Source organism: Luteimonas sp. Soil_N_1 (genome assembly GCF_057656255.1).
Window position 1 is genome coordinate 138597 of the sequence record NZ_JBDGKS010000002.1, and the last position, 13751, is coordinate 152347.

The 13751-nt window shown below is 68.6% G+C and carries 13 protein-coding genes; 8 read left to right on the plus strand and 5 right to left on the minus strand.

What is annotated here, in order from left to right; all coding sequences use genetic code 11:
- Nucleotides 1-9 precede the first annotated feature (9 nt).
- Nucleotides 10-459, plus strand: a complete 450-nt coding sequence (locus tag AC3A4E_RS14415) for a beta/gamma crystallin-related protein (protein ID WP_487632185.1) — start codon at nt 10-12, stop codon at nt 457-459.
- Between the two features lie 37 nt (nt 460-496).
- Here AC3A4E_RS14415 and AC3A4E_RS14420 read toward each other — a convergent pair whose 3' ends face one another.
- Entirely contained in the window at nt 497-1468 is a 972-nt protein-coding gene (locus AC3A4E_RS14420; RefSeq protein WP_487632186.1) for a glycosyltransferase, read from the minus strand.
- A gap of 100 nt (nt 1469-1568) precedes the next feature.
- Here AC3A4E_RS14420 and AC3A4E_RS14425 point away from each other — a divergent pair, with 100 nt between their 5' ends.
- Nucleotides 1569-2315, plus strand: coding sequence for a glycosyltransferase family 2 protein (locus tag AC3A4E_RS14425; RefSeq protein ID WP_487632187.1), 747 nt, complete (start codon nt 1569-1571; stop codon nt 2313-2315).
- 20 nt (nt 2316-2335) lie between these two features.
- Here AC3A4E_RS14425 and AC3A4E_RS14430 read toward each other — a convergent pair whose 3' ends face one another.
- From AC3A4E_RS14430 to def, 4 genes are all read right to left on the minus strand, one after another.
- Nucleotides 2336-3184 carry a glycosyltransferase family 2 protein gene (locus AC3A4E_RS14430; protein ID WP_487632188.1) on the minus strand — a complete coding sequence of 283 codons (849 nt, stop codon included), beginning with the start codon at nt 3182-3184 and terminating at the stop codon, nt 2336-2338.
- Nucleotides 3185-3223: 39 nt separating this feature from the next.
- Nucleotides 3224-4519, minus strand: coding sequence for a 16S rRNA (cytosine(967)-C(5))-methyltransferase RsmB (gene rsmB, locus AC3A4E_RS14435; RefSeq protein ID WP_487632189.1), 1296 nt, complete (start codon nt 4517-4519; stop codon nt 3224-3226).
- A gap of 1 nt (nt 4520) precedes the next feature.
- On the minus strand, nt 4521-5447 hold the full coding sequence (gene fmt, locus AC3A4E_RS14440; RefSeq protein WP_487632190.1) for a methionyl-tRNA formyltransferase: 927 nt from the start codon (nt 5445-5447) through the stop codon (nt 4521-4523).
- Between the two features lie 115 nt (nt 5448-5562).
- A complete protein-coding gene (def, locus tag AC3A4E_RS14445; RefSeq protein WP_487632191.1) occupies nt 5563-6081 on the minus strand; it encodes a peptide deformylase in 519 nt (172 codons plus the stop codon).
- A gap of 135 nt (nt 6082-6216) precedes the next feature.
- Between def and AC3A4E_RS14450 the strand changes: the two genes are divergently transcribed.
- The 6 genes from AC3A4E_RS14450 to AC3A4E_RS14475 all read left to right on the plus strand — a co-directional run bounded on the left by AC3A4E_RS14450 (nt 6217) and on the right by AC3A4E_RS14475 (nt 13748).
- Nucleotides 6217-7380, plus strand: a complete 1164-nt coding sequence (locus tag AC3A4E_RS14450; RefSeq protein ID WP_487632192.1) for a LysM peptidoglycan-binding domain-containing protein — start codon at nt 6217-6219, stop codon at nt 7378-7380.
- Nucleotides 7381-7467: 87 nt separating this feature from the next.
- Nucleotides 7468-8619, plus strand: a complete 1152-nt coding sequence (gene dprA / locus AC3A4E_RS14455; RefSeq protein WP_487632193.1) for a DNA-processing protein DprA — start codon at nt 7468-7470, stop codon at nt 8617-8619.
- Nucleotides 8620-8652: 33 nt separating this feature from the next.
- Complete coding sequence (locus AC3A4E_RS14460; protein ID WP_487632194.1) at nt 8653-9126, plus strand: DUF494 family protein; 474 nt, start codon at nt 8653-8655, stop codon at nt 9124-9126.
- A gap of 143 nt (nt 9127-9269) precedes the next feature.
- Nucleotides 9270-9959 carry a GYF domain-containing protein gene (locus AC3A4E_RS14465; RefSeq protein ID WP_487632195.1) on the plus strand — a complete coding sequence of 230 codons (690 nt, stop codon included), beginning with the start codon at nt 9270-9272 and terminating at the stop codon, nt 9957-9959.
- Nucleotides 9960-10017: 58 nt separating this feature from the next.
- Entirely contained in the window at nt 10018-11025 is a 1008-nt protein-coding gene (locus AC3A4E_RS14470) for an RDD family protein (RefSeq protein ID WP_487632196.1), read from the plus strand.
- Between the two features lie 146 nt (nt 11026-11171).
- A complete protein-coding gene (locus tag AC3A4E_RS14475) occupies nt 11172-13748 on the plus strand; it encodes a DNA topoisomerase I (RefSeq protein ID WP_487632197.1) in 2577 nt (858 codons plus the stop codon).
- Nucleotides 13749-13751 lie beyond the last annotated feature (3 nt).

Genomic DNA, 13751 nt, shown 5'->3' on the forward strand with positions numbered 1-13751 from the left:
GGAATCCGCATGTCCATCCGCCTGCTGCCTGCATTGACCCTTGCCGCATTCGCGCTGTCGATGGGAGGCGTCGTGCACGCCGCGCCCCAGGACCACGACCGCCGGAATTCCAGTCACGACCGCGACGGTCGATATGACCGTGATGGCCGCTACGACCGCGAACGGGATCGCGGGGGCCGTGGCGACCGCAACAGCGGTTCGATCACGGTCTACGAACATGCGGACTTCCGCGGCCGTTCGCAGTCGTTCGATCGCGGGATCCGCAACCTCAAGAGCGTGGGCATGAACGACATGATCAGCTCCGTCCAGTTGCGGGGCACCTGGGAGGTCTGCGAGCACGAGGATTACAACGGCCGCTGCGAAACCCTGTCGCGCGACGTCCGCAACTTCGAGCGCGGCGGCTTGAACGACCGCATTTCCTCTCTGCGCCCGGTCGAAGGGCGTCGCCGCGGTCGCTGATACCCGTGGTCGTCCGAGGGCCGGCCCCCAACGGCCCTCAGGCAGCGGCGATCGCCAGGCACTCGGGCACCAGTCTGCTCCGGAAACGCCTGTCGCCATCGACGAAACGCGCCCGCGCGGCATCGGACATGCGTGCGACCGCCGCCGCGTCGAGTGCGAGCGCCTGTTCCACGCCCGCCTCGATACCGGCGACGTCGACGATGAAGCGCTCCACCAGCCCTTCACTGCGACGGGCGGCAGGCGTCAGCAGCACGCCGCACTCCGGCGTCACCAGTTCGTGCATCGGTGCGCCGTCCGTCGCCAGCACGATGGCACCAGCTGACAGTGCTTCGTTGAGGTAGTGGCCGAAGCCTTCCATCTCCGATGGACACAGATGGAAGAGGCTGCGGTTCTGCAGTCGACGCAGCGTGCCGGCATCGATGTACTCCAGCCTGTGCGCGACATTCGGGCGCTCGACCCGGCGGGTCGCCGTCTTCGGGTTCTGGACGACCGTGAGCCGCGGCCATTCGGGATGCTTGGCCCACGCGTCGAGTACCGCCTCGGTGCCTTTGGCGCTGCTGCGCCCGGCGAGATGGAAGAACTCGGGTACCCGCTCGACCGTCGGGTCGTAGATGTCGTCGCTGGTGAACCCGATCTCACGCACGTCGCAGCCCAGCGACGAGAAGATGCCCGCGCCATGCCGGGTCTTGCAGAGCACCGCGTCGAAGCGGGGCAGGAACCGGCGCCACCCGTCCTGGAACCACTCCGGGTTCGGTATCAGCAGATTGCAGCGGGCGAGTGGCAAAAACCGGGGGTATACGCGCTCGAGGAAGATCTGCACGTCCACCCGTTTGCCCGTTGCATGCCGCAGCCGCTGCCCGAACTCCATGCACCGGTCGAGCATCCGGTTGCCGCCGTAGGCGATGACGTCCACATCGTGTCCGGCGTCAGTGAACAACCCGGCGACCAGCGCCATGTCGCGGGTCAGCCCGACGCCGTTGTCTCGGGAAATGATGCGGATGTGTGCCATTGGCCGATCGTCGCGCAGGAAGTTCTTGCCGCGCAGGATGCACGATGCGTTACGTCATGGCGATCAGCGACGCCCCTGCGCCTCCGATATCATCGCGCCCATGTCCCAAGCGCTTCCTATTTCCGGCGTCGTCATCACGAAGAACGAGGGCGACCGCATCGGCCGCTGCCTCGATTCGATGCGCGCGCTGTGCGCCGAGCTGATCGTGGTCGATTCCGGTTCGACCGACGACACCGTCGCGGTCGCCACCGCGCACGGCGCACGTGTCGTGCAACAGGACTGGCTGGGCTACGCGGCGCAGAAGACCTTCGCCAATACGCTGGCCGTACATGACTGGCTGCTGCTGCTCGACGCCGACGAATGGCTGTCGCCTGGCACTGATACAGAGATCCGCGCGCTGTTCGCGGACGGGCGTGTCGAGACCGCCGACGCCTGGCTGCTGACCCGTCGCAACTGGTTCCTCGGCCATCGCCTGCGCGGCGGCGAGCCGATGGAGCGGCTGGTCCGCGCGGGCTGGCGCTACCTGCCCTCGCAGGTGCACGAACGCCCGGATCTCGCAGGCAAGACGGTCGCGAAGCTCGACGCGGATTTCGAACACGACACCTCGCGCAGCCATGCCGAGCACGTCGCCAAGCTGTCCAAGTACGCCGCGCTCTGGGCGCAGCAGCGTCGCGATGCGGGCAAGCGCGCCAACGGGCTCGATGGCCCGCTGCATGCGGCCGCCTATCTGCTCAAGCAGTACCTGCTGCGCAGCGCGTTCCTCGACGGCGCGCCGGGCTGGCGCTTCCACAAGGCGCAGGCCGATTACGTGCTGGAGAAGTACCGGCGGTTGCGCGAGCTGTCCTGACGCCGCGCTTCAGCCAATCCTCAATCGCGAATCGCCTGGCGCTTCGGTCCGTGCACCAGACCGAATTCGGTCCACGTCAGCCGCCCGGCCGCGACCGCATCGCGGATCGCCTGGTTGGCCGCCTTCATTTCCGGCTTCACGTAACCACGCGCGTGGTCGAGGTGGATGCACACTGCGGAGAAGCGGATCTGCTTCCCGGTCACGCCGGCATTCGCGAGCCGCTCGCCGAGTTCGAGATCCTCGCCGCCGTAGGTCATGCGCTCGTCGAAACCGTTGACGCGCACGAGGTCCGCTTTCCAGCCCGACGCATTGTTGCCGGCCCATCGCGGTTTCGTCGGCGTCGTTGCATTGAGCACGCGCTCGCGCCAGCCGGGGCGCGCCCAGAGTTTCAGCGAACGCTTCTTGCGCGGCAGACCATTGGCCTTGAGCCAGTCGAGATCGGTGTGCAGGCCGCGCACGATGACGTCGTGGTCGATCTTGAGGCTCAGGTCCATCGGCAGCTTGCAGTAGCCACCGCCGAGATAGCGCCCCGCCTCGCGCAGGCGCAGATGCTGGCTGACGAAGTCCGCGCGCGGCACGCAGTCGCCATCGGAGAAGACCAGATAATCGGACCGCGCATCCTCGATGCCGCGATTGAGGATCGTGCATTTCCGGAACCCGGCGTCCTCGTGCCAGACGTGCCGTAGCGGATACGGCAGTTCCGGCGTGATCGCCGCGAGCATTTCCCGCGTCGCCGGACCGGAACCATCGTCGGCAACGATCAGTTCGAAATCCTGCCGGTCCTGCTGCGCATAGCCCCACAGACACCGCTGCAGCCAGTCGGTGTTGTTGTAGGTGCTGATGATCAAGCTGGCGGCGGGTGTCTGCATGCCGGTGATTCTAAGCGCGCGCTCCGTGGGCGGACGTGCTCAGCGCAGGCGCTTGAGCCGCGCGTAGAAGAAGCCGTCCATGCCCGACTCGCCCGGCAGACGCTGGTGGCCGGCGCCGGTGTCCCGGCCGAAGCGCGCATCGAGCGGTTCGAGCGCGAAGTCCGGGTGGCGCGCGAGGAAGGCCTCGACCTGCGCGGCATTCTCGCGCCGCAGAATCGAGCAGGTCGCGTACAGCAGCGTGCCGCCCGGCGCGACGACGGTGGCCAGTGCATCGAGCAGTTGCGCCTGCAGCGCGGCGAGCGCTTCGAGATCGGCGGGGCGCCGGTGCAGCAGCACGTCGGGCTGGCGGCGCACGATGCCGGTCGCCGAACACGGCGCGTCCAGCAGCACCGCATCGAACGGTGTGCCGTCCCACCAGCGCGCGTGATCGAGCGCATCGGCAGCGCGCACGCCTGCCTGCGCGCCGATGCCCAGCCGCCGGAAGGTCTGATCGATCCGCGCGACACGCGGCGCGGCGATGTCGATCGCCAGCAGCTGCAGTGCAGGATCGCGTTCGAGCAGATGTGCACTCTTGCCGCCGGGTGCGGCGCAGGCGTCGAGCAGGCGTGCACCGGCGGCCGGCATCAGCGCATCGGGCACGCGCTGCGCGGCGCCGTCCTGGATCGACACATCGCCATCGGCAAAGCCCGGCAATGCATCGACCGGCACCGGCGTCGCGAGCCGCAGCGCATCCGGCATGCCGTCCGGCACATCGGCCGGCAGGCCCGCCTGGACCAGGCGCGTGTAATAGGCATCGCGCGTACCGCGGCGCGTATTGACCCGCAGCCATTGCGGGGCTGCGGCGGCGCTTGCAGTGAGGATCCCCTCGATATCCAGCGGCCAGTCGGTGCGCACTTCCTGCAACAGCCACGCCGGCCACGCGGCATCGGCGCCCGCGGTCGGCAGGCCTTCCTTCTGTGCACGCCGCAGCAATGCGTTGACGAGGCCGGCCTGGTGCGCGCGCCCCAGCAGCCGCGCCGCGTCGACGGTGGCATTGAGCGCGGCATGCGCCGGGAGTTCCATCGGGTCGAGCTGGGCGAAGCCGGCATACAGCACCGCGCGCAGCAGCGCGTCGCGCTGCCCCAGGGGCCGCGGCATCCAGTTCGACAACGCGGCGGCGTAACGCCCCTGGTGACGGACGGCGGCGAAGGCCATCGCCTCGACCAGCGCGCGATCGCGCACATCGTCGATGCCGGCCAGCGCCGTCGCCAGCTCGCCCTTCAGCGAGCGCCCGTGCTGCAGCACCGCATCGATGACGCGTGCTGCCGCCGCCCGGGCCTGTGCGCCGTTGTCCATGTCAGACGCCCGCGCTGCGCAGATCACTGCGCGCATTGAGGTAGTCGGCCACGTCGATCACACGGCCGCCTGCGCGCTGCACGCGCTGCAGACGCAGCGCACCTTCGCCGCAGGCGATGACGATGCCCTCGCGACCGGCGGCCAGCACGCTGCCCGGTGCCCGGCCGTGGACCAGCGGTGCAAGCTGCGCACCGTGGATGCGCAGGCGCTCGCCGGCGACATCCGCTTCCGCCACCGGCCAGGGACTGAAGGCACGCACGGTATCGGCCAGCGCACGCGCCGGGCGCGACCAGTCCAGACGCGCCTCGGCCTTGTCGAGCTTGTGGGCATAAGTCACGCCGGCCTCCGGCTGCCGGGTCGGCCCCAGACGCATCCCCGCGCGCAGCAAGCCCAGGCCATCGGCCAGCACCTGCGCGCCGAGGTCGGCGAGCCGGTCGTGCAGGCTGCCGCCGGTGTCTTCGGGCGTGATCGGTGTGCTCTGGCGCAGCAGGACGGGGCCGGTATCGAGGCCTTTCTCCATCTGCATCAGGCACACGCCGGTCTCGGTGTCGCCAGCCTGGATAGCGCGCTGGATCGGCGCGGCGCCGCGCCAGCGCGGCAGCAGCGAGGCGTGCACGTTCCAGCAGCCGTACTTCGGGATGTCGAGCACCGCCTGCGGCAGCAGCAGGCCGTAGGCGACGACGATCATCAGGTCCGGCTCCAGCGCGCGCAGCGTGTCGAGCACGTCCGCGCCCTTCAGGCGCTCGGGCTGGTGCACGGTCAGACCGCGCTCGAGCGCCATCTGCTTGACCGGCGAGGCGGTCAGCGTGCGGCCGCGCCCGGCGGGGCGATCGGGCTGGGTGTAGACGGCGACCACTTCATCGCGCGCATCGGCCGCGAACAGAGACGGCACGGCGAAATCGGGGGTGCCGGCAAAGACGATTTTCATGAGGCGTTGTGTCCTGGAAGGCGTCCCGCGTGGGCGGGCCGCGTGGCGCGGCGACGGCGCGCGATGATGCGGCGCGCGCGGGTCGGATCCATCGGCGCCGCGTGCGCCGGACGGCTCAGTCGCGCTCGCCCTTGCGCAGCTTTTCGAGCTTCTTGAGCGCGCGGTCGCGCTTGAGCGGCGAGAGGTAGTCGATGAACAGCTTGCCGTCGAGATGGTCGATCTCGTGCAGCACGCACGTTGCCAGCAGGCCGTCGACGCTCAGCTCGAACGGCTTGCCGTGGCGGTCGAGCGCGGTGACCGTGATGCCGTCCGCGCGGGTCACATCGGCGAACACGCCGGGGATCGACAGGCAACCCTCGGTATGGACGCGCAGGTCTGCCGACCGATCACGGATTTCCGGATTCACGAACACCAGCGGCTGGTCACGGCCTTCGGTCACGTCGATGACCATGAAGCGCTCGTGCGTGTCGATCTGCGTGGCTGCCAGACCGATGCCGGGGGCTTCGTACATGGTCTGGAACATGTCGTCGAGCAGACTCTGGAACGCAGGGTCGGCGAAGCGGTCGGCCGCGACCGGCTCGGCCAGCTTGCGCAGGCGGGAATGGGGGTATTCGAGGATCTCGAGCAGGGCCATGGCGTCGAAGCGTTAAAGCGGTCACAGCCGCGGGGACGAAACGACCATTGTAACGTGCCGCACACTTGCGTCTGCGCGGACCTTTCAGGCTATATTGCGCCGCTGCAAGGGGAAAAATCCAAGGGGAGCAGGTAGATGGCCGGCAAGCTTCAACGCCTTTCAAGGTCGTTCCGCACGGGCTGCGCCGTCGCGTTGCTGACTGTCACCACGTTCGCAGCTGCCCAGCAGATGCGCGGCGATCATCCCGAGACCTATGTCGTGGTCCGCGGCGACACCCTCTGGGGCATCGCCGGCCGGTTCCTCGACAAGCCGTGGCTGTGGCCGGAGATCTGGCAGGCCAATCCGCAGATCGCCAACCCCCACCTGATCTATCCCGGCGATGTCATCAGCCTGGCCTATCTGGACCGCGTGACGATGACCACACGACCAGGTCCGCGCCCGGTCGACGCCTCGCCGATCAATGCGATCCCGCTTTCGGATGTCGAGCCGTTCCTGAAGAACCGCCGCGTCGTGTTCGACTTCCACGACCTGCCGCACGTGCTGGCCCTTGAAGACGGCCGCATGCGGGGCAGCACCGACCGCAACGTCTACGTCAAGGGACTGCCGGACGCGCGTCCCGGCGAGCGTTACGCCGTGCTGCGTGCGGCGACCGAGTTCTACGGCGCACGCCGCAACCGCGACCTCGACTTCCGCGGCCGCCGGATCCCCGGCGAGTCCCACCTCTGGTCGCAGACCCAGCCGCGCTCGCGCCAGCAGGACGCGTTCCTCGGGTACGAGATGGTGCAGATGGGCGTGGGCACGGTCGTGAACGGGCCGAGCGCACAGAGCGAGGCGACCACGCTGGCGCTGGACAACGACGGTTACGAAGCGCGTGCGGGCGACCGCATCGTCCCGGTCAATCCGCAGCCCTACGACCTGCAGTTCTTCCCGCACCCGCCCAGCGCCGATGCGCTGTCCGCCGACGCGCGCGTGATCGCCGTGGCCGACATGCTGACCACCGGTGGCCCGCGTGACGTGATCGCGATCTCGGCCGGACACCAGAACGGCGTGGACAACGGCACCGTGTTCTCGGTCTGGAACAGCGGTTCCCATGTGGTGGATCGCGTGAACCACCCCAACACCTCGCGCATCACCGAGTCGCCGAATGCAGGCACGCGACGCGACCGCCTGCCCGACGAATATGCCGCGCACGCGATGGTGTTCCTGACCTTCGACTTCGTCAGCTACGCGCTGGTCATGGAAGGCGAGAAGCCCACCCGCGTCGGCTACACGGTCAAGCATCCGGACGCCGAACAGTAAGGGCCGCCCGCCCACGCGGGCTTTCCCGACGGTTTCAGACGACGGCACCTTCGGGTACCGTTTCCATGTGCGGCCTAGGCTGCGGACATGGACGACGATGCCGACCAGCACGCGCTGCTGCGCCTGATCCACGCCGGTGGCGCTGCCGCGCCGCGCCGCCGGCTGCTCGAACATCCTTCGGGCCCGGCGGCTGCTTTGGCGGGCGGTGCCGCCGACTGGCGCAACGCCGGACTCGATGCCGCGCAACGCGCTGCCCTGTCAGGTCCGGAAGCAGCGGTGGCGCGCTGGCAGGCGTGGTGCGCAGCGGCACCGGCCCGCCAGGTGATCGGCTGGCAGCATCCCGATTACCCCGCCCTGCTGCGCCGGATGCCCGCCCCACCTCTGGCGCTGTTCGTCGAGGGTGATGTCTGCCTTCTGTGGCGCGCCGGCATTGCGGTGGTGGGCAGCCGGGCGCCGACCGCCGGCGGCCGCGATATCGCCACGGCCTTTTCGCGCCGGTTCGCTGCAGCCGGCTTCACCGTGATCAGCGGACTGGCCAGCGGTATCGATGCGGCAGCGCATCTGGCCGCACTGGACGTGGACGGCCCCACGATCGCCGTGCTCGGCAGCGGCATCGACGTGCCCTACCCACGCTCGAATGCCGGACTGCACGCCCGGATCGCGCGCGCCGGCACGCTGGTCAGCGAGTACCCGCCCGGGACGCCGCCGCGCCGCGAGCAGTTCCCGAGCCGCAACCGCATCGTCGCCGGACTCGCGCTGGGCACCCTGGTGGTCGAAGCGGCGCAGCGTTCGGGCGCGCTGATCACCGCGCGCCTGGCGGCCGACGCCGGTCGCGAGGTGTTCGCGGTCCCCGGCTCGATCCACAACCCGATGGCGCGCGGCTGCCACCGGCTGCTGCGGGATGGCGCCACCCTGGTCGAAACACCCGACGAGGTGACCGGGGCCCTGTCGGCGATCGCCGGCGAACTGGCCGACGCCTTGCGTGGCCGCCTGCACGCCCCCATCCAGAGCCCCGACACGATACTGAACACGGCTGGCGCGGGTGCTCCGCCCGATCCCGGCAGCGTCGACCCGGACTACAACCGGTTGTGGCAGGCCCTCGGGCACGACCCAACCGGTATGGATGCACTGGTCGCGCGCACCGGATTGACGGTCGCCCGGGCGTCGGCCATGCTGCTGTCCATGGAGCTGGATGGACGTGTGGCCCTGCTGCACGGTCGGTATTCCCGAAAGTCCTGAAACGACGCGCCCAAGGGCGCAGGCCGAGGGGAAATGAAAGAAAGCATCCTGGATGTCCTGCTGTACCTGTTCGAGCACTATTTCACCGAGGATGCGGACCTCGTCCGCGATCGCGACTCCCTCCAGAGCGGCCTGCTCCAGGCCGGTTTCAGTCCCGCCGAAGTCAGCAAAGCCTTCGATTGGCTCGACGCCCTGGCCGACCAGCGTCCGGCTGTGTCGGTGGTCCGCGCCAATGGCCCGACCCGCGTGTATTACGGCCCGGAACTCGACCGTCTCGACGTCGACTGCCGGGGTTTCCTGTTGTTCCTCGAGCAGCACGGTGTCCTCGACGCCGACCAGCGTGAACTGGTGCTCGACCGGGCGATGGCGCTGGACCAGGACGAGCTGGACCTCGACGACCTGAAGTGGGTCGTGCTGATGGTGCTGTTCAACCAGCCCGGCAGCGAAGCCGCCTATGCCTGGATGGAAACGCAGATGTTCGTCGACGAGCCCGACCCGGTGCATTGACGCCGGCGGGTCCCGCTTCGACGCTGCTTCACGACAGGCGCCCACCGGGCGCCTGTCGTGTATCTGGCGCCTTGGGCCGGCGGCGACCGCACGGTAGGATGCCCGCGGGGAGCGGCCGGATCACCGGCCCGACAGGATCACCGATGTCTGAAACCTGGTTCCATGCGACCACCGGCGGCGGACGCAATGGTCCGATGCATGCCGACGATCTGCTGCGCCTGTTCCAGGCGGGCCGTATCGGTGCGACCACGCCCGTCTGGCGTGAGGGCATGCCCGACTGGGTGCCACTGGCATCGGTCGCGACGTCGCTGGGCCTGCCGCCGATGCCACCGCCGCTGCCCCACGTGCCGCAGCCGGCGCCGCGCCGCGGCATGCACTGGATCTGGATCGTGGTGACCGTGCTGGCGGTCGTGCTGGTGCCGACGGTCGCGATCCTCGCTGCGATCGCGCTGCCGGCCTACAACGATTACCGCCTGCGCGCCGGCGTCAGCGAGGTGTCCATCTCGACCACGCTGACGCGCCTGGCGATGTACGAGGCGGTCGCGGACGGTCACGACTGTGACGTACCGCCGGAAGCCGAGACCGGCACGCAGACGGCTGCCACGCTGCACACCGCCTTGTCCGATCTGCGCGCCCATCGCCACGTGGCAGGTGTGCAGGTGAACACGGATGCCGCGCCGGGTCATTGCCGCTTCGATGTCACCCTGCAGGGCTTCGATCACGACCAGATCGACGGTCGAAAGCTCGTCTGGGCCCTCGATCCGTCCTCGGGCACGTGGACCTGCTCGGGATCCGTCGCGCCACGCTTCCTGCCGCCCTCGTGCCGGACCTGATCCCGGCCCGCAACCGCCAGCCTCACCCCGACCCACGTTGCGTTGAAAAGGACGCCCGATGATCCAGTGGTACTACGCCGACACCAGCCATGCCCGCCAGGGCCCCGTCACACCGGCAGACCTGCTGCAGCTGCGCGAGGACGGTCGCGTCGATGACGCCACCCTGGTGTGGCGCGACGGCCTGTCCGACTGGATGCCCCTGCGCGAACTGGCCCACGAACTGGGTGCCACGGCCGCACCGACGGCGCCTGCCGCACCGGTAGCGCCTGCGGCCAGCGCCTCCGATGCCTGGGCCCTCGAGCCGGTGACGCCGCCCGAGACGGACGCCGGGACGGTGGTCACGCCGGATGATGGCTGGCGCCCGCTCACCGAGGGCGCGGCCACGCCACCGGGCGGCGTCATCCCGCCCGACAATCGCGCCGGCAGTTCGCCCTACGCCCCGCCGGCGGCCAATGTCGCGCGTCCCGACACCGTCGTGCACGGCGGCGAAGTGGTGCTGGCAGGCTTCTGGAAGCGGGTGGCGGCCTATCTCATCGACAGCGTCATCGTCGGCATCGCCGGCATGATCGTCGGCGGTGTGATCGGCGGCGTCATCGGTGGACTCTGGCATGTCAGCGGCGCGGCGGGCAGCACCATGCTGGCGGTGATCCAGGTCGTCGCCAACCTCGCATCGCTGCTCATCACCGCTGCCTACTACGCCTGGTTCCACGCATCCCAGTCGATGGCGACCCCCGGCAAGATGGCGATCGGCATCAAGGTGGTCCGGACCGACGGCGCGCGCATCTCGCTGCCGCGCAGCATCGGGCGCTACTTCGCGACGATCCTCAGCGGCCTGATCCTGGGCATCGGCTTCCTGATGGCCGCGTTCACCGAGCGCAAGCAGACCCTGCATGACATGATCTGCGACACGCTGGTGGTCGACCGCTGGGCGTTCACCGACCGTCCCGAACTGCAGCGCCACGAGCTGGGTACGGTGACCGTGGTAGTGCTCGCAATCGGCGGCATCCTGGCCGGACTGGTCGCTCTGGCGATCGTCGTCGCGATCGGAATCGCAGTGCTTTCCTGACCGGCAGCCGCCGGGGCGGCTTGACACACCCCCCTGCCCGTGATTCCACTATAAAAGCAACCGACGCCCGGGGCCCGTCCCCGGGCGTCGTCATCTTCACCTTTTTTGTTGGGCCGCCCCCCCGGCGTGCCCCGGACCCCGCCGCCATGGCCAAGCACCTTCTCATCGTCGAATCGCCCGCCAAGGCGAAGACGATCAACAAATATCTGGGCAAGGATTTCCACGTCCTCGCCTCCTACGGCCATGTGCGCGACCTGATTCCCAAAGAGGGCGCCGTGGACCCGTCGCAGAACTTCGCGATGCGCTACGACCTGATCGAGAAGAACGAGAAGCACGTCGAGGCGATCGCCAAGGCTGCCAAGAGCGCCGACGACATCTATCTGGCGACCGACCCGGACCGCGAGGGCGAGGCGATCAGCTGGCACATCGCGGAAATCCTGAAAGAGCGCGGCCTGCTCGAGAACAAGACCCTGCAGCGCGTGGTGTTCACCGAGATCACGCCCCGCGCGATCAAGGAAGCGATGCTCAAGCCGCGTGCGATCGCCGGTGATCTGGTCGATGCCCAGCAGGCGCGCCGCGCGCTGGACTATCTCGTCGGCTTCAATCTGTCGCCGGTGCTGTGGCGCAAGGTGCAGCGCGGCCTGTCGGCCGGCCGCGTGCAGTCGCCGGCGCTGCGCATGATCGTCGAACGCGAGGAAGAGATCGAAGCCTTCAACGCGCGCGAGTACTGGTCGATCGACGCCGCGTGCGCGCACCAGGTGCAGCCGTTCACCGCGCGCCTGACCAAGCTCGACGGCCAGAAGTTCGAACAGTTCACCGTCACCGACGGCGACACCGCCGAATCGGCGCGTGCGCGCATCCAGGCCGCGGCCCAGGGCGCACTGCACGTCACCGACGTGGGCGCGAAGGAGCGCAAGCGTCGTCCGGCCGCACCCTTCACCACCTCGACGCTGCAGCAGGAGGGCGCGCGCAAGCTCGGCTTCACCACGCGCAAGACCATGCAGGTCGCGCAGAAGCTCTACGAGGGCATCGCGCTCGGCGACGAAGGCACCGTCGGCCTGATCACCTACATGCGTACCGACTCGGTCAGCCTGTCGCAGGACGCGGTCAGTGAAATCCGTGACGTGATCGCCCGCGATTACGGCACCAGCTCGCTGCCCGACCAGCCGAATACCTACCAGACCAAATCCAAGAACGCGCAGGAAGCGCATGAGGCCGTGCGGCCGACCTCCGCGCTCCACACGCCGGCACAGGTCGCCCGCTTCCTGACCGACGACGAGCGTCGCCTGTACGAGCTGATCTGGAAGCGCGCCGTCGCCTCGCAGATGATCCCGGCCACACTCAACACCGTGTCGGTGGATCTGGCCGCGGGCAGCGAGCACAGCTTCCGCGCCAGCGGCACCACCGTCGTCGTCGCCGGCTTTCTCGCCGTGTACGAAGAAGGCAAGGACACCAAGGGCAAGGAAGACGAGGACGAAGGCCGCAAGCTGCCGGCGATGAAGCCCGGCGACCGTGTGCCGCTGGACCGCATCATCGCCGAACAGCACTTCACCCAGCCGCCGCCCCGCTTCACCGAAGCGGCGCTGGTCAAGGCACTCGAGGAGTACGGCATCGGGCGCCCGTCGACCTACGCCTCGATCATCCAGACGCTGCAGTTCCGCAAGTACGTCGAAATGGAAGGCCGCAGCTTCCGCCCCAGCGACGTCGGCCGCGCGGTGTCGAAGTTCCTCTCGAGCCACTTCACCCGCTACGTCGATTACGACTTCACGGCAAAGCTCGAGGACGAGCTCGACGCGGTGAGCCGCGGCGAGGAGGACTGGATTCCGCTGATGGAGAAGTTCTGGGGTCCGTTCAAGGAACTCGTCGACGACAAGTCGGAATCCGTCGATCGCAACGAAGCGACCGGCGCGCGCGAGCTGGGCACCGATCCCAAGACCGGCAAGCCGGTGAGCGTGCGCCTGGGCCGCTTCGGACCCTACGCGGCGATCGGCAGCACCGCAGAGGACGCCGAGGACAAGCCCAAGTTCGCATCGTTGCGTCCGGGCCAGTCCATGCACACGATCTCGCTCGAGGACGCGCTGGAGCTGTTCCTGATGCCGCGCGCGCTGGGCACAGACAAGGACGAGGACGTCAGCGTCGGCATCGGCCGGTTCGGGCCGTTCGCCAAGCGCGGCAGCACCTATGCGTCCCTGAAGAAGGAAGACGATCCGTACAAGATCGATCTCGCGCGTGCGGTGTTCCTGATCGAAGAGAAGGAAGAGATCGCGCGCAACCGGATCATCAAGGAGTTCCCGGACAGCGACATCCAGGTGCTCAACGGCCGCTTCGGCCCCTACATCAGTGACGGCAAGCTCAACGGCAAGATCCCCAAGGATCGCGAGCCGGCGTCGCTGACGTTCGACGAAGTGACCAAATTGCTCGAAGAGACCGGCAAGCCGGTGCGCAAGGGCTTCGGCAAGAAGGCGCCGGCCAAGAAGGTCGCCGCGAAGAAAGTCGCGGCGAAGAAGGAACCTGCCGCGAAGAAGGCCGCGACCAAGAAGGCACCTGCGAAGAAGGCCGCAAAGAAGACTGCGAAAAAGGCGACCAAGAAGACCACCAAGCCGGTCGCGCCTGCGGTCGAGCCGGCGAAGTCGCTGCTGACCGCGTCCAAGGTCGCGCCGGGCAAGAAGCGCGTGATCAAGGCCGGCAGCGACAAACCGGTCACGGACGACGCGCCGTTCTGACGC